General features: G+C 72.2%; 19 protein-coding genes and 1 pseudogene. 14 read left to right on the forward strand and 6 right to left on the reverse strand.

All coding sequences use genetic code 11. The features are described 5' to 3' along the window. Positions 1-22 precede the first annotated feature (22 nt). The 9 genes from epsC (at position 23) to ACF1DX_RS31385 (ending at position 12,028) form a co-directional block, all read left to right on the forward strand. Entirely contained in the window at positions 23-661 is a 639-nt protein-coding gene (epsC, locus tag ACF1DX_RS31345; RefSeq protein ID WP_391794512.1) for a serine O-acetyltransferase EpsC, read from the forward strand. A gap of 145 nt (positions 662-806) precedes the next feature. Beyond that, positions 807-1,760 carry a cysteine synthase A gene (gene cysK / locus ACF1DX_RS31350; RefSeq protein WP_391794513.1) on the forward strand — a complete coding sequence of 318 codons (954 nt, stop codon included), beginning with the start codon at positions 807-809 and terminating at the stop codon, positions 1,758-1,760. Beyond that, positions 1,757-2,989: a NikS protein gene (locus ACF1DX_RS31355; RefSeq protein ID WP_391794514.1), complete on the forward strand. Its 1,233-nt coding sequence runs from the start codon at positions 1,757-1,759 to the stop codon at positions 2,987-2,989. Before cysK ends, ACF1DX_RS31355 begins: the two co-directional genes overlap by 4 nt. Positions 2,990-3,185: 196 nt before the next feature. Next, entirely contained in the window at positions 3,186-4,919 is a 1,734-nt protein-coding gene (locus ACF1DX_RS31360; RefSeq protein ID WP_391794515.1) for a non-ribosomal peptide synthetase, read from the forward strand. A 42-nt stretch (positions 4,920-4,961) separates the two neighbouring features. After that, a complete protein-coding gene (locus ACF1DX_RS31365; protein ID WP_391794516.1) occupies positions 4,962-6,353 on the forward strand; it encodes a condensation domain-containing protein in 1,392 nt (463 codons plus the stop codon). An 88-nt stretch (positions 6,354-6,441) separates the two neighbouring features. Next, on the forward strand, positions 6,442-7,680 hold the full coding sequence (locus ACF1DX_RS31370; RefSeq protein WP_391794517.1) for an acyl-CoA dehydrogenase family protein: 1,239 nt from the start codon (positions 6,442-6,444) through the stop codon (positions 7,678-7,680). Between the two features lie 195 nt (positions 7,681-7,875). Next, positions 7,876-9,123, forward strand: a complete 1,248-nt coding sequence (locus ACF1DX_RS31375; RefSeq protein WP_391794518.1) for a cytochrome P450 — start codon at positions 7,876-7,878, stop codon at positions 9,121-9,123. A gap of 214 nt (positions 9,124-9,337) precedes the next feature. Beyond that, positions 9,338-10,915 carry a hypothetical protein gene (locus ACF1DX_RS31380; protein ID WP_391794519.1) on the forward strand — a complete coding sequence of 526 codons (1,578 nt, stop codon included), beginning with the start codon at positions 9,338-9,340 and terminating at the stop codon, positions 10,913-10,915. Positions 10,916-11,053: 138 nt separating this feature from the next. After that, a complete protein-coding gene (locus ACF1DX_RS31385) occupies positions 11,054-12,028 on the forward strand; it encodes a GNAT family N-acetyltransferase (protein ID WP_391794520.1) in 975 nt (324 codons plus the stop codon). A gap of 266 nt (positions 12,029-12,294) precedes the next feature. Here the strand turns inward: ACF1DX_RS31385 and ACF1DX_RS31390 are convergent, their stop codons facing one another. Then, entirely contained in the window at positions 12,295-12,828 is a 534-nt protein-coding gene (locus ACF1DX_RS31390; RefSeq protein ID WP_391794521.1) for a GNAT family N-acetyltransferase, read from the reverse strand. Between the two features lie 682 nt (positions 12,829-13,510). Here ACF1DX_RS31390 and ACF1DX_RS31395 point away from each other — a divergent pair. The 4 genes from ACF1DX_RS31395 to ACF1DX_RS31410 all read left to right on the forward strand — a co-directional run bounded on the left by ACF1DX_RS31395 (position 13,511) and on the right by ACF1DX_RS31410 (position 17,183). Then, on the forward strand, positions 13,511-14,044 hold the full coding sequence (locus ACF1DX_RS31395; protein ID WP_391794522.1) for a DUF4241 domain-containing protein: 534 nt from the start codon (positions 13,511-13,513) through the stop codon (positions 14,042-14,044). A 946-nt stretch (positions 14,045-14,990) separates the two neighbouring features. Then, on the forward strand, positions 14,991-15,731 hold the full coding sequence (locus ACF1DX_RS31400; protein WP_391794523.1) for a dienelactone hydrolase family protein: 741 nt from the start codon (positions 14,991-14,993) through the stop codon (positions 15,729-15,731). A 331-nt stretch (positions 15,732-16,062) separates the two neighbouring features. Continuing rightward, positions 16,063-16,512, forward strand: coding sequence for a hypothetical protein (locus tag ACF1DX_RS31405; RefSeq protein WP_391794524.1), 450 nt, complete (start codon positions 16,063-16,065; stop codon positions 16,510-16,512). Continuing rightward, entirely contained in the window at positions 16,509-17,183 is a 675-nt protein-coding gene (locus ACF1DX_RS31410) for a nucleotidyl transferase AbiEii/AbiGii toxin family protein (RefSeq protein WP_391794525.1), read from the forward strand. Before ACF1DX_RS31405 ends, ACF1DX_RS31410 begins: the two co-directional genes overlap by 4 nt. Before the next feature lie 234 nt (positions 17,184-17,417). Here the strand turns inward: ACF1DX_RS31410 and ACF1DX_RS31415 are convergent, their stop codons facing one another. Continuing rightward, positions 17,418-17,747, reverse strand: coding sequence for a hypothetical protein (locus tag ACF1DX_RS31415; RefSeq protein WP_391794526.1), 330 nt, complete (start codon positions 17,745-17,747; stop codon positions 17,418-17,420). Positions 17,748-17,774: 27 nt separating this feature from the next. Here ACF1DX_RS31415 and ACF1DX_RS31420 point away from each other — a divergent pair, with 27 nt between their 5' ends. Then, positions 17,775-18,515, forward strand: a complete 741-nt coding sequence (locus ACF1DX_RS31420; RefSeq protein WP_391794527.1) for an NUDIX domain-containing protein — start codon at positions 17,775-17,777, stop codon at positions 18,513-18,515. 2 nt (positions 18,516-18,517) lie between these two features. Here ACF1DX_RS31420 and ACF1DX_RS31425 read toward each other — a convergent pair whose 3' ends face one another. The 4 genes and pseudogenes from ACF1DX_RS31425 to ACF1DX_RS31440 all read right to left on the reverse strand — a co-directional run. Beyond that, positions 18,518-19,072, reverse strand: a complete 555-nt coding sequence (locus ACF1DX_RS31425; protein ID WP_391794528.1) for a hypothetical protein — start codon at positions 19,070-19,072, stop codon at positions 18,518-18,520. Then, positions 19,017-19,481: a helix-turn-helix transcriptional regulator gene (locus ACF1DX_RS31430; RefSeq protein ID WP_391794529.1), complete on the reverse strand. Its 465-nt coding sequence runs from the start codon at positions 19,479-19,481 to the stop codon at positions 19,017-19,019. Before ACF1DX_RS31430 ends, ACF1DX_RS31425 begins: the two co-directional genes overlap by 56 nt. Continuing rightward, complete coding sequence (locus tag ACF1DX_RS31435) at positions 19,478-20,032, reverse strand: hypothetical protein (RefSeq protein ID WP_391794530.1); 555 nt, start codon at positions 20,030-20,032, stop codon at positions 19,478-19,480. Before ACF1DX_RS31435 ends, ACF1DX_RS31430 begins: the two co-directional genes overlap by 4 nt. Positions 20,033-20,625: 593 nt before the next feature. Beyond that, a pseudogene (locus ACF1DX_RS31440) lies at positions 20,626-20,925 on the reverse strand (FAD-binding monooxygenase); the annotation flags it as partial.

Here is a 20,925-nt window from a genome sequence, read left to right on the forward strand (position 1 = left end):
CGACCAGGAGGAGTTGACCACCATGTCCGTACGACGAGGACTGCTGACCACCCTGCGCGAGGACCTCGGCGTCGTCGTCGAACGGGACCCGTCCCTCGGCGGCCGCTGGGAGGCGCTGGGCCACACCGGCCTGTCCGCCCTGTGGGCCCACCGCGTCGCGCACCGGCTCCACCGCGGGCGCACCCGCTGGGCCGCGCGGTTCGTCGCCCGTGTCGCGCGCCGCCGCACCGGGGTGGAGATCCACCCCGGGGCGCGGCTGGGCCGGCGGGTCTTCATCGACCACGGAGCGTCCGTCGTGATCGGGCAGACGGCCGTCGTCGGCGACGACGTGACGATCTACCAGCAGGTCACGCTGGGGGCGGTCGGCTGGTGGGCGGACAACGCGCGCCCGCCCGGCGCCCGCCGGCACCCGGTGGTCGGCGACCGGGTCGTCCTCGGCGCCAACGCCACCGTGCTCGGCCCCGTCACGGTCGGCGACGACTGCCTGATCGGCGCCATGGCCACCGTCACGGACGACGTCCCGCCCGGCGCCCGCGTCTACGCGGCCCGCTCGACCGTCCGCCCCGCCCCGACGTCCGTCCCGCCCGGCACACACCCGCCCGGGGCGGCGCCGCCCGCCCTGGACGCCGTACGTCTGCTCGCCTCGGCCGGTTCCTGGTGAGCGGTCGTGGGGTGCGCCGCCCCGACTCCGTCCGCCCCGGCCGGGGCGGCGCCGCCCGCCCCGGACGCCGTACGCCTGCTCGCCCCGGCCGGTTCCCGGTGAGCGGCCCCGGCTCCGCCTGCCCCGCCCTCTCCTGGAGACTGCCGTGACCACCGCCGTCCGTACCGAACGCAACATCGCCGCCGGGCTCGAAGAGCTCATCGGCCACACCCCCCTGGTCCGTCTCGACGTCGCCGGGATCGCGCCCGGCGCCGAGGTGCTCGCCAAGCTGGAGTCCGCCAACCCCTTCGCCAGCAGCAAGGACCGTGCCGCCCTGGCGATGCTGCGCGGCGCCGAGGAGCGCGGCGACCTCGCCCCCGGCGGCACCGTGGTGGAGTCCACCTCGGGCAACACCGGCATCGCGCTCGCGGCCATGGCCGCCAGGCGCGGCTACCGCTGCATCGTCGTCCTGCCCGACAGCGCCACACCGGAGCGGATCGGCCTGCTGAACGCGCTGGGCGCCGAGGTCGTGCAGACGCCCAGCGCCGAGCGGTTCGCGGGGGCCATCGCCAAGGCGGAGGAGATCCAGGCCGCGACCCCCCGGTCCTGGTACGTGCGCCAGCACGAGAACCCCGACAACGTCCGCGCCCACTACGAGAGCACCGGACCGGAGATCTGGGCCGACACCGGCGGCCGCGTCGACGTGCTCGTCGTGGGCGTCGGCACCGGCGGCACCCTCACCGGAGCCGGACGCCACCTGCGGGAACACAACCCCGACCTGAAGATCGTCGCCGTCGAACCGGAGAACTCCCCGGTGCTGTCCCGGGGGTACGCCGGCACCCACCGCATCCCCGGCCTCAACGGCGGCTTCGTGTCGCCCACCACCGACGTCGACCTCATCGACGAGGTGATCACCTGCCCGGACGAGGCCGCCCTCGACACCGCCCTCGCCCTGGTGCGCGAACAGGGCCTGTTCGCGGGGGTCTCCTCCGGCGCCGCCGTGTACGCGGCGGCCCTCCTCGCACGGCGGCCCGAGTCCGCGGGCAAGTCCGTCGTCACGATCCTGCCCGACACCGGCGAGCGCTACGTCAGCATCTTCACCGAAGGGTCCCCCTCATGACCACCCTGGTCCTGCACCGCGGCTCCCTGCGGGCCAACCCCTACGAGCACTGGCTCGCCGGCCGGGACGAGAAGATCGTCCTGCTCGGCTCGGCCGAGCAACTCGCCCTCTTCGGCGAGGAGTTGCCCACCACCGCGCCCTACCTGCACGCCGAGGTACTGCCCGACTACGACACCAGTGACCGCGTCGCGGAACGGGCCGCCGAGCTCATCGAGGAGTTCGGCGTCACGGACCTCGTGGCCTGCCAGGAGTTCGACATCGAGCGCGCCGCCGCGCTGCGCGAACGGTACGGGCTCCCCGGCCAGCGGCCGGACACCGCGCTCGTCTACCGCGACAAGTGGGAGATGAAGCAGGCGGCCGTACGGGCCGGCATCAAGGTCGCCGACCACGCCCTGCCGCACACGGCCGCCGACCTCACCGCCTTCGCCGGCCGCCACGGACTGCCCGTGGTGGTCAAACCGCGCCGCGGCGCCCTGTCCGTCGGCGTGGCCGTCCTGCGCACGGACGGGGAACTGGCCGCGTGGCTCGACACCGCAGAGCTGACCGGCCCGGACGGCGAGCCGCAGTGGCTGGCCGAGACGTTCGTCGAGGGCTCCATGTGCCACATCGACGGCACCGTCCTGGACGGGCGGATCGCCACCCTGTGGCCCTCCCGCTACCTGTACGCGCTGGCGAACTTCCGCGACCGCGCGGGCCGGGTCGACATCGCCCTCGACGTCGCCGACCCGCTCACCCGCAGGCTCACCGAGTTCGGCGAGCGGATCCTCGCCGCCTTCGGCGGACCCGAGCACTTCGCCTTCCACATCGAGGTGTTCCACACCGACGACGACGAACTCGTCCTGTGCGAGGCCGCCTCGCGCGCGGGCGGGGCCGGGGTGCGCGACGTCCAGCGCGCCCTGTTCGGCTTCGACCCGATGGAGTACCCGGTGCGCCGCCAGCTGGGCCTGCCCGTGGACCACGAGGGCCGGGCCGACCCCGGGCAGATCGCCGGGCAGCTGCTGTTCACCAAGCGGCCGGGCGTGCTGCGCGCCCTGCCCGACCCGGCGACCCTGCCGCCGGGCGTCCTGAAGTACACGACGTACGCGCGGGTCGGGGAGCGGGTGCCCGAGGCCTCGCACTCCGGGGACTTCCTCGCCGCCTTCGTGATCGCGGGCGCGGACCGGGCTCAGTGCGAGGCCCGCATCCGGGCCGCCGAGGCCTGGTTCACCGCCGGACTCGACATCGGCTGAGCCACCGACCTGACCAAGTACGCGCGTCGTGCGCGCCGGCGCGGGGCGCGGCAATCCAGGAGATGCCGCGTCCCGGACCACTGTGTGACCGTTCCGGCAGAGCCGGGGGCACGGCGGGGGTCCGCCGCCCGGAGGGCCGATCGGATGGGACAACGCCTTGGTCAGCACATCGATTCAGCAGCGATTCGCCGCGCAGGTGAGCTCGACACCGGACGCCGTGGCCGTCTCGGCACCCCTGGACGGCACCACCCTGACCTACCGCCGGCTCGACGAGCGCGCCAACCGGCTCGCGCACCGGCTGATCGGCCTCGGCGTGCGCCCGGGCGACCCGGTCGCCGTGCTGATGGAACGCTCCCCCGAGGTCGTCGTCGCCCTGCTGGCCGTGGTGAAGGCCGGCGCCGCCTACCTGCCCCTGCACAGCGCCTACCCGCTCGCCCGGATGCAGCAGATCACCGACCGGGCCGGGGCGCCCGTACTGCTGACCGACGCCGCGCTGCGCTCGCGCGGACTGCCGCGGGCCGGCTTCGTGGTCGAGCCCGCCACCGACCCGGCGGTGGCCGCCGCGCCCACCACCGACCCGGGCATCGCGTGCGACCCCGACGCCGTGGCCTACGTCATCCACACCTCGGGTTCCACCGGCGCGCCCAAGGGCGTGGAGGTCACCCACCGCGGTGTGCTCGCGTTCACCGCCGACTCCTCCTGGTCCGAGGCGCACCGGCGGATCCTGTCCCTGGCCCCTTACGCCTTCGGCGTCTCCACCTACGAGATCTGGGTGCCGCTGCTGCGCGGCGGCCGTGTCGTCCTGGCCCCGCCGGGCGAGCCCGACGTGGCCACCGTCCGCCGGCTCCTCGCCGACGAGTCCATCACCGCCCTGCACGTGACGGCCGGGCTCTTCCGCGTCTTCGCCCAGGAGGCCCCCGACCTCTTCGCCCCGGTCCGGGAGGTGCTCACCGGCGGCGACGTCATCGCCCCGACGGCCGTACGGCGGGTGCTCGACGCCTGCCCGGACACCGTCGTACGGGCCATGTACGGGGCCACCGAGCTCACCGCCTTCGCGGCGCACGCGACGATGACCGCCGCCTGCCCGCCGGACGGCCCGGTCCCCGTGGGACGGCCGATGGACGGGATGGAGTTCCGGCTCCTCGGGCCCGGCCTCGTCCCCGTGCCCGAGGGGGAGACCGGCGAACTGTACGTCGCCGGCGACCGGCTGGCCCGCGGCTACCACCACGACACCGCCCTGACGGAGGACCGCTTCGTCACCGACCCCGCCGGTACGCGCATGTACCGCACCGGGGACCTCATGCGGCGCACCGCCGACGGGCGGCTGGAGTTCGCCGGGCGCGTCGGCGACCAGGTCAAGATCCGCGGCTACCTCGTGGAGCCGGGCGAGGTGGAGCACGTCCTGGCCCGCCAGGACGGCGTGGCCGACGTCGCCGTCGTCGCCCGGGACGACGGCCCCGGCGAGGACAAGCGGCTCGTCGCCTACGTCGTACCCGGCCGCCCCACCGGCACCGGCCCCGACGGCCTGCGCGCCGCGGTCGCCGCCCTGCTGCCCGACTACATGGTGCCCGCCGCCTTCGTCGTGCTCGACGCCCTGCCCCTGACGCCCAACGGCAAGCTGGACCGCGCCGCGCTGCCCGCGCCCGAACGGCCCGCACCGGCGCCGGTGCCGGAGACCGACGAGCTCACGCCCGGCCGGCGGCTGCTGTGCGGCCTGTTCGCCCGTGCGCTCGGCCTCGACGCGGTCGGCCCCCACGACAGCTTCTTCGAGCTGGGCGGCGAGTCCCTCCAGGCGATCCGGCTGGCCGGCCGCATCGGGGCCGAGCTGGGCGTCGAGGTGTCCGCCGCGGACATCCTCAGCCACCCGACCGTCGCCGAACTCGAGACCCTGCTGCGGGACCTGACGCCCGCCCCCCTCCAGGCCCACTAGGTACGACGCGGTCGTCCACGACCGGGAAAAGGATTGGTCACCTTGAGCATCACCACCGCAGCGCCGCGGACCGACGACGGCACCGCCCGGCGGATCCCGCTGTCGTACAACCAGCAGTTCCTGCGCGCCTTCGACAAGGGTGAGACGGACGGCGCCTTCGGCCACCGGCACACCCTGGTGTGCGGCTGGCGCGTCACCGGCGCCGTCGACACCGACGCCCTGCAGTGTGCCCTCGACGACGTGGTCGAACGGCACGAGGTGCTGCGCACCGCCGTGGTCGGCGACGACGAGGGCGGCCACCAGGTCGTCCATCCGCCCGCGCCGGTCGCCCTGGAGGTCACCGACCTGCCCGATGCGGACGGCACCCCGCGCGACGTGCGCGCCGAGGAGTTCCTGAACGACCTCGACGCCGCCCCGTACCCGGTGCGCGAACTGCCCCACCTGCGGGCCTTCCTGGGCCGCTTCGACACCACCGACGCCGTCCTCGTGCTCGCCACCCACCACACGTCCACCGACGCCTGGTCCCTCCAGGTCCTGATGCGCGACCTGGTGGCCGCCTACCGCGCCCGCGCGGCCGGCGGCACGGCCGAGCAGGGCGAGGCGGTCCAGTACCGGGAGTTCGCCCGCTACCAGCAGGAGAACGCCGACAGCGGCCGTATCGACCGGGCCCGCGCCTACTGGCGCGAGCGCCTCGCCGGAGCCGAGATCACCGGCATCACCTCCGACCGGCCGGCCCAGGCGGACCTGCCGAGCGCGTACGGCGTGCACCGCTTCGTCTTCGACGCCGAACTGTCCAGGAAGGTCGTGGAGTTCGCCCGCGCCGAGCGCTGCACCCCCTTCATGGTGCTGGCCGCCGCCTACAGCGTGCTGCTGCGCCGGCGCACCGGCACCACCGACGTCGTCTTCCCGACCTTTTCCTCGGGCCGCTACGAGGAGCGGTTCGCGGACTCGGTCGGCCCGTTCTTCAACTTCGTGCCGATCCGCATCGACACCGGCGACTGCACCACCCTCGCCGACGTCCTCGACCGCTCCCGCGCGGCCTGCGTGGGCGCCTACCGCAACGAGATCCCCTTCGCCCGCATCGCCGAGGACAGCCCGGCCCTGCTCGCACCGTTCGCCGACGGCTTCCTCGCCGTCGTCGCCTTCGAGGTGCTCCAGTCGGCCTTCCCGCTCGACGGCGAGGGCGGCGGGGAGCCGGCCGGCCCCCGCTTCGCCGAGATCCGGCGCCGCACCCTGTCGCAGCGGGTCAGCTCGGCCATCCCGGACGGCGGTCTGTGGGCCATGGACGTCCTGCCCGGCGGAGAGCTCGCGGGCAGCCTGAAGTTCGACCACAACCGCTTCGACGAGCGCACCGCCCGCGAGCTGGTGGAGCAGTTCCGGCACCTGCTCACGGCCCTGAGCGGCGCCCCGCAGACGCCGCTGGCGAAGCTGTGACGACCTCGGCGGCCCCGCAGGCGACCCCTTCGACCCCGACCTCGACTCCGACTTCGCCTCCGACTTCGACGCAAGAGGACCGATCCCGATGACTTCCACCCTGCCCGAGACGTTCGCCCCGCGCGCGGCCGTGCCGGAGCCGGACCTCACCCCGGACGAGATCGTCGCCCGCGCCGGGGAACTGGCGGCCGGCCTGCCCGCCCGGCAGGCCGAGACGGAGCGGCGCGGTTACTACGCCGAGGACACCCACGAGGCGTTCGCCCGCGCCGGCTTCTACCGCATCCTGGTCCCGCGCCGGTACGGCGGCTACGAGTTCGGCCCGGCGACCTTCATGAAGGTCGCCACGACCCTGGCCCGCGGCTGCCCGTCGACCGGCTGGATGTACCTGTTCGGCGCGGCCCACGCCCTGGTCGCCGCGACCCTGTTCGACGAGCGCACCCAGGCCGAGCTGTTCGCCGGCGGCGACTTCGTCTGCCCGGCCACGGTCGCCCCGGCCGGCAGCGCGACCCGCGCCGAGGACGGCTCCTGGCTGCTGGACGGCGTCTGGAACTACTGCTCGGGCGCCCCCTACGCCACCCACTTCATCGGCCACACCCTCGTCTTCGACGACCCCGACGGGCCGCCCGCGCCGATGCTGTTCATCGCCGAACGGTCGCAGTTCGAGCGCCTGGACGACTGGGGCGACCAGCTCGGCCTCAAGGGCAGCGGCTCGCACAGCATCCGCATCCAGGGCGCCCGCATCCCCGCCCACCGCACCCTGCCCGGCCACCTCAGCCAGATCCCGGTCACCGACGACCTGCCGGGACGCACCCTGCACGGCCCCGAGTACGGCGGCGGACCGCTCAGCTTCATGCTGCTCGAACTCGGCGCGCTGGCCGTCGGCATGGCCCAGGGCGCCCTCGACGCGTACGAGGAGCTGATGCGCACCCGTACCACCACGTTCTTCCCCATCGTCCCGCGCACCGAGGACCCGGACTTCCAGTTCCGCTTCGGCGAGGCCACCGGCATGATCACCACCGCCGACGCGGCGATGACCGAGGCCGTACGCCAGTGGGAGCAGCTCTGCCTGAAGGACGCCGCGGCCTTCACCCGCGAGGAGGAGCTGCGGCTGGCCACCATCAGCCGTGAGGTGGTCCGCCTGTGCTGGAGGGCCGTCGAGGGCCAGCTCTTCCCGACGGCGGGCTCCAGCTCCGTACGCGCGGGACAGCGCGTCGAACGGGTCTGGCGCGACCTGTCGACGCTGCACAGCCACGCCGGCAACGGCGTCTTCCTCGCCTCGCACGCCGGCCGGGAGCTGGCCCGCGCGCACTTCGGCACCGGACAGTGACCGCCCCCGGCTTTTCTGCAGACAGGGAAAAACCGTGACTCCGCTCTCCCACCCGAAGGAGGAGGGCTTCCAACCCGAGGGTTGCGGTCCAGCCCGAACCGGTCCCTTACGGGACGAAAGGAAAGCAACACAGACCAGGGAAGCGATTCCCCCACCGGCTGAAGCCAGTGGTCCCCTCGCTAGGAGTACTGACTGATGGAGCAAGGCTGCCCCTTCGCCCTCGACACCACCGGGCGGGACATCCACGGCGAAGCCGCCGTCCTGCGCGACCGGGGACCCGCGGTCCCGGTGGAACTTCCCGGCGGTGTCCTCGCCTGGTCGTTGAACGGCCACGACGTCATCAAGAAGGTGCTCGGCGACCCGCGGGTCACCAAGAGCGCCCGCAACCACTGGCCCGCCTTCCGGAACGGTGAGATACGGCCCGACTGGGAGCTGATCAGCTGGGTGGCCATGGACAACATGGTCACCGCCTACGGCAGGAACCACGTCCGGCTGCGCAAGCTGACCGGCAAGGCGTTCAGCCCGCGCCGCACCGAGGCGTTCCGCCCGCGCGTGGAGGAACTCACCGACCAGCTCCTCGACGGCCTGGCGCAGACCGCGCCCGGCGAGGTGGTGGACCTGCGCGAGCGGTTCGCCTACCCGCTGCCCGCGCGCCTGGTCGCCGACCTGATCGGCATGCCCGAGGAGGCCCGCGCCAAGACCGCCAAGGTCATCGACGCCATGGTGGACACCACCCTCACCCCCGAGCAGGCCCAGGCCGTGCTCGCCGGCTGGCGCGGTGCGATGGCGGACCTGATCGCCGACAAGCGGCGCGAGCCCGGCGAGGACATCACCAGCGACCTCGTGGCCGCCCGCGACGAGGACGGTTCGCGGCTGACCGAGGAGGAGCTGACCGACACCATCTTCGCGATCCTCGGCGCCGGCTCCGAGACCACCATCAACTTCTTCGACAACGCCATCACCGCGCTGCTGTCGGACCCCACGCAGCTCGAGCTGGTCCGCTCCGGGCAGGCCACCTGGGACGACGTGATCGACGAGACGCTGCGCGTGGAGTCGCCCCTGGCCCACCTGCCGCTGCGCTACGCCGTCGAGGACATCGAGCTCGACGGCGTCACCATCCCCCAGGGCGACCCGATCCTGGTCAACTACAGCGCCGTGGGCCGCGACCCGCGACTGCACCCGGACGACCCCGGCTCCTTCGACCTCACCCGGGCGGACAAGGAGCACCTGTCCTTCGGGTTCGGCCCCCACTACTGCCTCGGCGTGGGCGTGGCCCGCCTGGTCGCCCGCACCGGCCTGTCCCGCCTCTTCGCCCGCTTCCCCGACCTGTCCCTGGCCGTCCCCCGGGAGGAACTCCAGCCCCTGCCGACCTTCATCATGAACGGCCACCGCGCCCTGCCGGTCCGCCTGACGGTCCCGGCGCTGGTCACCACCGCCTCCTGAGCACGCCGGCCGGCCGGTGACAGGGGCGTTTCTCCCGGTATGACGCCGCCTGCGCGGTGTTCCGCCGGGAGAAACGCTCCCATCACGGTGCCCACCCGAACTGCCACGCCCCGAACAGAAACCACCTCCCCTCCCGAGGCGTTGACCGGTTGACGCCGTTTCGCCGTCGCGGGTGGGCGGCGGACATCGGGGACACATCGGGAGGGAGAGCGGGATGACGCAGGCCGTGGTGGGCGATCCGGGCGAGCGGGTGCCGGGGCGCTGGTGGACGGTGCGTCTGGACGCCGTCGGCCGGGGCAGTACGGCCGTGCGCGTCACGTGCAGCCGCCCCGCCTGCGCCGAACAGCGCCTGCCGTCCACGGCCGCCGGCCGCGCGGCCGCGGTCGACCACCTCAAGGCCCATCTGCGCGCCGTCCCCGCCCCCAGGGCCGAGGCGTACTGCGCGTGCCGGGCCGAGAGCTGCCGCGCCCACCTGCCCGACACCGCCGGCCGCTCCGCGCGTACCGAACCCTGGCGATGCGGCGGCCCGGTCGTCATCGCCGTCCTCGCCGACCGGGAAGGGCGCTGGTGGCAGGCGATGGAGTGCTGCTCGCGGTGCGCGGCCGCCACCCCCGGGGCGAAGACCGTGGGCACCTCCCGGGCACCCGCCCCGCGGACCACCGAACGTCCGGCCCCCGCGGCCACGGGCGTGGGCGCGCCGCAGTTCTCCGACCACCAGCCCTCCGCGGTCACGGGCGCGGGCGCGCCCCAGTTCTCCGATCACCAGGCCCCCGCCGGTACGGGGGCTCCGACCCCCCGCTCCGTACCCGCGCGGCGCCGCCCGCGGCAGGGGAAGATCGCCCAGCGGGTCGTCCCGCACGACCTGCGGCCCGACGTCCTGCGGGACGAACTCATCGAACTCGGCGACCTCTTCCGCGCCTACCAGCGGCGCGAGCAGCCCGACCTGGCGGTCCTCGCCGACCTCCAGGAACGCAAGGCCCGCGCCTTCACCACCTGGGCCGGTGTCACCGGCGACGACGAACTGCGGGAGGAGGCCCGGCGCGCCGAGCAGGCCGCCGCGACCATCCGCCGCCAGCACCAGCAGCGCACCGGCGGCGTCACGGACGGCGACGGGCCGGCCGTGACGCGGCTGCTGACCGCACCGACGCAGTGGGAGAACGCGCGCTCCGTCCTCGCGCACGTGGCCGACCACGCCCCGCTGCCCGGACCGGAGGCACGGCTGCTGACGCTGATGCTGACCCTGCGCACCGCGCACGCCGGCACCGGCAACCTCGTCGGCCAGGACCTCAACGCGCTGAACCTGACCGATCCGCGGGACCTCGTCGAGAAGCTGACCGGCTGCGGCTGGCTCTCCCTCCCCGGCACCGTCGACGACCTGCTCGCCTCCCGGCCGGAGAACCCCACCCCGATCACCGTCCCCTCCCTGGTGCCCCCCGAGGACGGGACGGGCCCGTTCACGTTCGGCAGGAAGATGCGGCCCAAGCTCTCCGGCTGGGCCCAGCGGGTCGTGACGGACAAGAAGCTCCGCAAGACCAAGGCCCCCGCCGGTCCCCGGCTGCTCGCCCTGACGCTGGCCACCCAGACCGACGCCTCGGGCCGCCTCGGCCCCGGCGGCCAGGGCGTGGCCCTGGACACCCTCACCGCCCGGATCCCGGTCGACCCCGACGAACTACGTCACCTGGTCGACCGCCTGACCACAGCGGACTGGCTCACCGACCCCACCCTCACCGACACCCACCTCACCGGCCGCCTGACCGAACGCGTCCTGCCCCTCACCTGCCCTCTTCTCTAGCCGCGCCCTCAAGGGAAACGGCCGCCCGGTCGTCGGGGAACGCGGCCGTTCGGCCCTCGAGGTGCCGCCGGACCTGCCGTTTCGCCCACGGCGCACGTCCGTGGTGCCATGGAACCGGGGGCGGAAAGGAGAGCGGTCATGTCCGCAGCGAAGCGAACGAGTGTCGCCGCCCCGGTGTCGGTCCGCCCGCTGGCCGAGCCGGACCTGGACCGGGCCGACGAGATCTTCAGGGTCGCCTTCGGGACCTTCCTCGGTGCTCCTGAGCCGGAGACGTTCTTCGGGACCGCCGACTACGTCCGCACCCGCTGGGCGGCGGATCCGCGGGCGGCCTTCGCGGCGACCGTCGAGGGCGAGGTCGTCGGATCGAACTTCGCCACCGACTGGGGCAGCGTCGGATACTTCGGCCCGCTGACCGTACGCCCGGACCTGTGGGACCGGGGCATCGGCAGGCGCCTCATGGAACCGGTCATGGACTGCTTCGACACCTGGGAGAACCGCCACCTCGGCCTGTTCACCTTCTCGCACAGTCCCAAGCACCTCGAGCTCTACCGCCGGTACGGCTTCTGGCCCCGGTTCCTCACCGCCATCATGAGGAAACAGGTCGCCGTCAGTGCCGCGGTCCCCGGCCGAGTGCTGTACGGCGGGCTGACCGCCGCCGAGCGGTCCGACGCGCTGGGCCTCGGTCGCGCACTGACCGGGGCCGTGTACGAGGGCCTGAGCCTGGAGCGCGAGATCACGGCCGTACAGGCGCAGGGGCTCGGTGACACCGTCCTCCTCGAGGGCGCCGGCTCCGGCCTCGACGGTCTGGCCGTCTGCCACTGCGGAGCGGGGTCGGAGGCCGGTGAGGACGTGTGCTTCGTCAAATTCGGCGCCGTACTCCCCGGCCCGGACGCCGCGGACCGGTTCGAACGACTGCTGAACGCGTGCGAGCAGCTGGCCGCCGAGAAGGGGCTGGGGCAACTGGACGCCGGAACGAACCTGGCCCGCCAGGACGCCTACCGGCGCATGGTCGACCGCGGTTTCCGTACCTGGCTGCAAGGCGTGACCATGCACAAGCCCAACGAACCCGGCTACAGCCGTCCGGACGCCTACGTGATCGACGACTGGCGCTGAGGCGACCGCCGTACGCGGCTCCGGGGGAGACCCGATGCCGTCAGGCGGCTTCGTCCACGAGGTTCACGAGAGACATCCCGGTATCTGAAGAAGTCAAGCAGTGATGGGGACGTTTGAATCCGGCTCTGTCCGCAGTTCCGTGAAGGCGCAGGTCGGTGACAGGGAGGGGTCATCTCTTCCTGGGCGTCCGTGCCGCCGCGATCAGTGCGTTCGGGGACGTGGGGACAGTGGTCGGCTGTCCTGTGATGACAGACGGCTGGGCCGGTTCATGCCTGGAACTCGGTGAGGTCGATGGCGTGAACGCGCAGTGGGTAGCCGTACACCGGGTGGGCCGTCTCCCGCTCGGGCGCCATGCCGAGCTTGCGGATGACGTTCTCGGAGGCGTTGTCCCCCACCCGGCTGATGCTGATGACACGGTCCAGGCCGCGGTCCTGGAGTGCGAACTCCAGTGTGGCGTGCGCGGCTTCGGACGCGTATCCCTGGCCCCAGAACGGTGAGCCGAGCCGCCAGCTGATCGCCACGGCGGGCATCACCTCCGGCAGGAACTCGGGCACGGACAGTCCCGTGAAGCCGATCAGTTCGCCCGAGGCCAGCAGCTCGACGGCGAAGAGTCCGAAGCCCTCCTCGTCCCGCTCCTCCTCCCACCGCTCGATGTCCTCGGCCGTGTGGTCCAGGTCGCGCACCGAGCCGTCGTCGATCCAGCGCATGACCCGTGGGTCCGCGTTGATGTCCGCCATCGGCGCGAGGTCGTCGTCGTGCCAGCCACGGAGGAGAAGACGGGGTGTGCGGATCTCGGTCATGCGCCCATCCTGCCGAAGGCAAGCACCGCATCGGTAATCCGGCGCCCGCCCGCCCTGCCGCTCCGGAACCACAACGCGTCAAGCCCATGCACCACACACCGTGACGGGGGAAACGTCGGGCCGACGGCCGGGCGGACGACGTGCCGCTCCGACAGCGCGGTCGAGAGGCCGGACCCATTCGGTGGCAGCAGCCCGTCGCAGCACCAAGATCATTCACGGAATCGCGGCCAGAGCCTTGAATCTCCCCACCCTCTGCTCGGTGGCCTCGGAGTCGCTCAGCTTGATTCCCCAGGCCGACCCACGCTGATCTGTGGTCTGGCTGTCCGTCTCCACGATCTGCCAGACGGCATCCGACGCAGTGGCGGCACCACGGCGAGCTGACCTGATCACGGTCACCTTCCGTGGCCCGATGTGCGAACTGCCGATGTCACCGGGCCCACGTACCTTTTCGCTTGACCGCCCGGCCGGGTGGCGACGGAGGGATGAGTCATGAAGTGGATCGGGGACGCCCGGCTGGCGGCCGGGCCGGAGGCCGCCTGGTACCTGGAGACAGCGTTCACGCCCGGGGAGCAACTGGGGACGGTGTACGACGATCCGACAACGCCCGTCATGGTCACGGGGATTGAGGAGGTGACCGCCATTCGCATACCCAGCGGCCGTCTCGTCGTGGACGCGCCGTGGCATGACGACGAAGTCAGGGAGTACGAGCGAGGACTGCCGACGAGCCCCCCCACGGGAGCTGGCGGTACGGATTCCCCCGGGCACCTACCCGGTGGAGATCGCGTGGACGGCGGGGCCGTACGAATTCTTCGGGGAGCATTTCGACGGCGTTGCGTGCGCCGCAACCCGCTTGCGCATCAGTGACGACCCCGTGGTCGGGTGGGAGATGGGCCTGGGCGTCGACGACGACATCGACCGGCTTCAGCCGGGCGAGCAGATCCGCTTTCACTCCGACGCCAATGTGGGCTGCTTCGCCGATGCCGGCGCGTGGACGGCCTTGACCACGCCGTTTCGCACGTATGTGGACGGCGAGCCGGCGCCGCGCGACTCCGAACAGCTGCCCGGCTGGTGCGAGCGGGTGACCGACGAGTCGCAACAAGCCGATCTGGTCACGTTCACGGCGGAGTCGGGCGGTGTCGTCTGGCTGGGCCGCACCAGGACCGGCGACGTGGCCGTGATCGTCGTAACCAGCGGCATGCCTGGTGGCAAGGCCTGACGTGGCGCTACCGAGCCCGCCGGTCGCCGAACTTTCCCCTTCGCTTGAGGACTTGATCATGTGGGGCGAGGAGTATGCCCGGTCGTTTTCAAGAGCCCCCTGTCAGCAGTCGTCATTGGTGAGGTCGCGGGCGGAGTGAAGGCACGTTCTTCCTCGAAGAGGACTCGCTTCCGGAGGCAGTGAAAAAGCTGTCGGTAGTCGGCTGCGTCATCGCTGACCCGCCGCTTGGCCAGTAATTCGCCGGTCTCGTCGACCGGCGCGATGCCGTGATGCCTTCTGACCGGTCGATTCTGCGGAACACAGTTGCACGTTCTCCCGTCATCGAGGGTTCTCCCAGGTCACGAGCTCATTCGGGTCACGCGGCGTCCTGATCCCAGGACTCGTTCGGTCCTCCGTCTCGGTAGCCGTTCGCGACACCAGCGCACCCCAGGGGCCTCTGTCTGCGCCAGAACTCGCGGCTCGCGGAGGTGGACAGGAGGTCGCCCTGCGGCAGGCTCGCGCCACAATGACAACGAACGACATACGACGGTGGGTTTCACGGGACGTGGAGACGCCGGAACTACGCCGCTCACTCGTGAGGCCTCAAGGCCAGAGAGATTCCCAGGCGTCTGCCCGGCGCCCGCATGCCCCGTGAATCCCACCACCGTGACGGCGCCGCTCCATCGGGAGGCATCAAGGGCCCCGGGGCCTTGCAGACGTCCATCACCGGACAGCCCGGAAGCCCAGCCAGGGCTTCCGGAACCACCTTCACTACGGATGAGGGGACTCCGCGAAAACCCGTTGGGCGGACGCGGCGACCACTGCTACGTTTCCGGTGGCCGTGCGAGAGATCGAGGAGGTGGTACCCGTGAACGCAGTATCGACATGGGCGCTCCCCTCAGGGGTCGCGGTCGGGCGATAGGTCGTCCGGGAGCGCCGTTCCAGCGCGCTCCCGAAAGGCACGACCATGCGATTCACTTCCGAACAGCGCTTCGACGACGGCATCCTCGAACGCGAGTTCGCCCTCGGTGGGATTCCCGGCATCTTGTGGACGCCCGGATCCGCATCCGCATCCGCACCGGTGCCGCTGATCCTGCTCGGCCACCCTCCCCTCGGACTGCGCAAGATGTACCCCCGACTGACGGACCGGGCCCGGCACTCCGCGGCGGAGGGCTTCGCCACGGCCACCATCGAGCTTCCCGGAAGCGGCGACCGGCCCCGTCGGCCCGCCGTCGAGCAGGCCCGCGCCGACCTGCGCCGGGCGCTGGAGGCCGGCGAGCCGGTCGGCGACGAGATCGTCGACGCCCTCGTCCTCCCGCTCGTCGACGAGGCGGTCCCGGAATGGCGGGCCGCCCTGGACGCCCTCCTGTCGCTGCCCGGGATCGGCGGCCCGGTCGGGTACTCGGGGGGACTGATCTCCATCGGCATCCGGCTGGCGGTGACCGAGCCGCGCATCGCGGCCGCCACTCTCTTCGCCGGGAGCCTCGTGCCCCGCGTCATGTTCGAGGAGGCCCGCCGGGTCACCATTCCGCTGCACGTCCTGCTGCAGTGGGACGACGAGGGGAATGACCGGCAGACGGCCCTGGACCTGTTCGACGCCTTCGGCTCCGAGGAGAAGTCCCTGCATGCCCACATGGGCGGGCACAGTGGCGTCCCGCGGTCCGCGGGAGAGGCCGCGGCCCGGTTCTTCACCCGCCATCTGAGGTGAGACCGGGCCGCCGGACCGGCGGCGGACGGTGAGCGGCGCCGGCCGGCATGCCGCTCATCGAGGACAGCCCCCTCTCCGTGGCTCTCCGCACAGTGGGCCCCTGCTGGACTCCCGGCAGGGGCGGCCGACACCGTGTTCGTCTCGTTGACGAAGGGCGTGGAGCTGAGGTCCGGCAAGCTGATGAGCGAGGTCGTCGCCGAGACGGCCGGTGCGTCGTCCGGCAGGATCACCGTCGTCCGCCGGGGCCGACCCGGCCGCCGAGATCGTCGACCGCAGGCCCGCACCGAGGCTGACGACTCCCTCCCCGGGCCGCAGCCGACATAATGGAGGCATGCCATCCGTGCCGCAGCGATCAGCTTCCGCCCAAGCCCGGGCCGGCGGGTCCGCCGGCACGGACGGCACGGACCTGCGGTTGTACCGGGAGAAGTTCCGGCGCCGTCTGCCGTCGGACCTCCTGGAGCTGCGGGGGCCCGCAGAAGGGGTCGTGGAGCCGCCGGCCACCGTCGTCTGGTCCGGACTGCGCGCCTTCGACCTCGGCAACGAACGGCAGCGCATGAGCCTGTACCGCACCGTCCTCGCCGAAGGCATGCGCGAGGACCTGTGCACCCTGCTCAACCACGACCTCCTGCTGAGGCTGTGGCCCACCCTGCGGATCCTGGTCTCGACCACGGTCCGCGGTGTGTGGGAGGAGGCGTTCCCGGAGCTGCGGGCCCTGGCGGCCGTTCCCGCCGTCCAGCCCCCTGCCCGACGCCGCCCGCGCGAGGGCGCGACCGCCGCGTGATCCTCCCCGACCTGCACGCCCGCCTCCTCGCGGACGTCCTGGCCATCGGTTCTCCTTATCCCCTGGTGATCACGGGCGGCTATGCCGTCCAGGCCCACGAGCTCCTCGCCCGTCCGAGCCAGGACCTCGACGTCGCCACCGAGAACCCGGCACCCATGAACGAGATCGTCCGTACTCTCACCGTCGGCCTGACCGCACGGGGCTGGCAGACCGACGTCATCGAGGTCGCTCCGCTCTCGGCCCGCCTCAACGTCACGGACACCCGCTCGGACGCCCAGGAGGCCTGCGAGGTCGACGTCCTCAAGGAGGTCTTCTCCCGCCCCGTCGCCTCCAGCGCGTACGGCCCCGTACTCGCCGAGGAGGACGTGATCGGCACCAAGGTCCGTGCCCTGGCCGAGCGGGGTCTCGCCCGTGACGCCCTGGACGTCTTCGCCGCCTCCCGCCGCTGGACCACCACCGACCTGGAGGAGTTCGGCCGGCGCCATGCCCGCGACCGCTTCGACCTCGACTCCCTGCAGACCCGCCTGACCGCCGTCGCCTGGATCGACGACGCCGAGTTCGAGGCGTACGGAGCGGATACCGCCCTGGTCGACGAGCTGATGACCTGGGCCCAGGAGTGGGCCGACGCCCTCGGCCGCCGACTGCTCCGCGACCAGGACACCGACCGTTGAGGTTCTCCCCTCCCTCCGCGAGCTCAGGAAGGGGATTCCCGTCCGCCTTGCGGCGACGGGCTCGACGCCCCAGCCACCCCGTCCCGTGACTCATCAGGGGACGCGGTCGGTTCGCGGCCCGAACGGCCGCGCAACACCGGGTGGGCACGGGTCTCGTCGGCCAGGACGCCGCCGGGCGTGAGGGGCCCGCCGTAGGGGGTGTCCCGTGCGGCGGGCTCGTTGTGTGCGGCCGGTTCAGGCGGGCAGCGGCTGGGCCTGTTCGAAGCCCCGTTCGACGCGTTCCTGCATTTCCGGGGTCATCAGGGCGGTGGGTGGGTCGACCAGGCCGGCCACGCGCATGAAGGTGGCGGTCACCTCGCCGTCCACCGCGGCGGCGGTGTGCAGCCTGGCCATGTACATACCGGACTGCTCCCACTCGGGGGTGCGTACGCCCTCCACCTCCGGGTAGCCCAGGTCGGCGCCCGCGGAGAACTGCCACGGCACCTCGATGACGCCGGCGATGTCCTGGAAGAAGGCGAGCGGGTCCACCTCGCCACGCGCCGGTGGATCGGCGTTGGCGGTCACGCCTGGAACGGGTTCTACGGTGGGCTGGTGACCGAGACACTGCCCCCCGTGGGCATTGACCTCTTCGATGTTGAACGGGTCTTGCTGGCCGAAGCTGCGGAGCCGCCGGTGCCGCCCCGGGATGCTGAGGCCCGGGACCGGGTATGGGACATGGCGGTGCGGGCCAACCCCAGCCTCTTCGACGGGCCAGTGGTGGCGTGTGGGGGACTGGAGCGGACGGGCCCGCGCGTCCTGCGTCTGTCGTGGGTGCGTGTGACCTACCGGCACTACGCCTTGCGTCGCGTTCCCGGCGCCACCGCACTGCCCTCGTTGTTCGTGAACGTCGTCCAGCCGACCGGCGACGGCCGTGTGCTGGCAGCGAGGATGTCGCCCTCCACGGCCGCCCCGGGCCGCTGGCAGCTGCCCGGGGGGTCTGTGGAGCCTCCCCAGGACGGGGCGGTGCTGGACGAGTCGGCACTGGCCGGCCAGGCCGCGCGAGAGCTCGCCGAGGAGCTGGGGATCGACGCGGCCGCCGAGGACCTGAAGCTGTGGGTCGTCACCCGCGGCGAGAACGGCAGTATCGGCCTGACCTACCTGGCCCCGGCTCTTCCCGAGACAACGCTGTGCGCAGACTTCGCTGCTGCTGCGGCAGCCGAGCGCGTCCAGGGACGCGAACCTGAACTCGACGACATCGCCCTGGTGCGTTCGCCGGGCGAACTGGCCGGTCTGACCGGTCCGCACGCGGACTACCTGGGGCCGATCGTCCGCCGTTTCTCCGGGTGCCGCTGAGGTCAGGCGTCGGCGAGGAAGTCGCGTCCCCGTTCGTCGAGCTCGGCCACGCACCGCAGGCCACGGGCCCGGAAGCGTGCGAGGTCGCCGCGCATGCGGGAGACCGCCTTGCGGGTGCGGACGGAGCGGACACCGTCCATGTGGTCGATGGCCCGGTGCCAGGTGGCGCACGCCTGCTCGATGCTGCCGCGCTTGAGGTGCATCTCGGCGCCCGCCACCAGGTCCAGGGCGACGATCCGCGCGTAGGTGTCCGCCGGGCGGGTCGTGGCGGCCAGCGCGTACTGCGCGGCGGCTGCCCGGTGGTCTCCCAGGGTCTCGTGGACCTTGGCGGTGCGGGAGTACACCGACGCAGCCGGTGGGCCCCAAGCCAGTGCCCAGAACGGCGCCTCGTCGCCGGGAGCGGCGGTCAGCAGGGTGCGGGCGTGTTCGGCCTCGACGAGGGCCGCGCGGTGCTTGCCGCTCTTGGCCAGGGCGTCGAGACGGTTCGGTTCCTGTTGAGCGTCAGCCCGCGAGCCGGAGCGTCGGCAGGGCCTTGGGCAGGGGCGCGTCCTCGCCACCGTCGGGGTCGGGGTCGAACCTCGTGCCCGTCCTGGGGTCGGAGCGGCGCGGCGGCCGTACGCCCGACTCGTAGCGCAGCGGCCACAGGTACGTGTCCGGGTCGGAGATGCTGTTGATCATGTGGGCTTCCGATTCGTACCCGGCCAGCAGTGGGTGAATGCGCAGCGCCCCGCGCTTTGTGCGGCCCTCCAGGATGCCGATGTCCTTCAGTTCGCCGACGGCGCGGGACACGGCGGCCTGGCTGATTCCCAGGCGCCCGGACAGTTCCGCTTGGGTGATCCGGACCGCGCCGCCGGGACGCTGCCGGGCGGTGAGGATGTCGAACACATCGCGCGCCGTGCTCCTGAGCCTGGCGTTCGGGAGGTGCTCCCAGATCGCAGGGTTGTGAACCAGGGGTGTGCCGGTCATCGGTTCCTCGTCTCGGGCAGGGGCGGCTGAATCGTCCGGGCCTTGAGGACGTCCGTGATCCTCGCGACCAGGGCGTGCTGCTTGCGGCTTCCCCACCGGTAGGCGTAGGAGGGGTTCAACTGGTACTGGCCTTGCTTGTGCTTCCAGGCGAAGTTGTGCTTGTCGAGCGCCCTCAGGGCCCGGCTGACCTTTGATTGATGGCAGCCGAAGTGGGAGCCGAGGCTCTGCTGGGTCGCCTGCACCAGCCCGTCCTCGTCGTGCGTCGCCACTATGTGGTCGAGGAGGTCACGGGCCATCGGGCTCAGCTTGAAACGCCACAGGTTCTCGTGGATCTCCGTGGACAGGGCGAGGTGCTTGCCGCCGGGGAAGGCGTATCCCTTCCGGGGTGGGTCGGCAACAATCGTGCCGCCGTTCCGGCTGATCTTCTCCAGCGTCTGGAGCAGGGTGCGCGACAGATCTTCCGGGATGCTGCGCGACGGATGTGGGGCAGCTGACAGCCGAACCGTCTTCCGCGGTTCAGGGACAGCGGCGATACGCCTCGTTTGGGGCACTGACCTGCTCTTTCTCCATTTTTGCTTGCGGTCAGCATGACTAACGAGTCATTCAACTCTTGGTTTCATGCAAGGATCGGAGCGCCGTCCTCGCCGCGACCAAGTTATGCGTGTAGCTGCATAAATCCCGGGCTCCAGAGGCCCAAGTTATGCACTCCAGGTGCATAAAACTCCGACATCGCCGCAGGTCAGAGCGTCGCCGCTATCTTTAAAGAAAGGGCGGGGGCCGGGGGTTCGTGCGGCGCCGTACGGGAGGCCCTGCGGTCCTCGCGCAAGCGCTCCGGTCCTCGGGGTGGTCGTACCGCTCGATTTCGACCGGACTGTGATCCGGGGCGCGGGACGATCAGCAACGGGAAGCGTGGCTGACGCCCGGTCGTGGTTGCTGGAGGCACACGCGCGCCTGGGTACTCGGCTGCCCGTATCGCCGTGGCTGACTGTCTGTGGTTGATGTTCCCGCGGGCCCCTGAGTCTTCCCAGCGGCAGGATGGTCGGCATGACCACATCCCGGACAGGCGGGAGGCCGACCGCCTGTGGGCGTGGCGAGTCCGCCGCAGGGGATGACCCGTGCGGCGGGCTCGTTGTGTGCGGCCGGTTCAGGCGGGCAGTGGCTGAGCCTGTTCGAAGCCCCGGGTGACGCGTTCCTGCATCTCGGGGGTCACCAGGGCGGTGGGTGGGTCGACCAGGCCGGCCACGCGCATGAAGGTGGCGGTCACCTCGCCGTCCACCGCGGCGGCGGTGTGCAGCCTGGCCATGTACATACGGGACTGCTCCCACTCGGGGGTGCGTACGCCCTCCACCTCCGGGTAGCCCAGGTCGGCGCCCGCGGAGAACTGCCACGGCACCTCGATGACGCCGGCGATGTCCTGGAAGAAGGCGAGCGGGTCCACCTCGCC

The sequence above is a fragment of the Streptomyces sp. NPDC014676 genome (genome assembly GCF_043084105.1).
GTDB lineage: Bacteria > Actinomycetota > Actinomycetes > Streptomycetales > Streptomycetaceae > Streptomyces.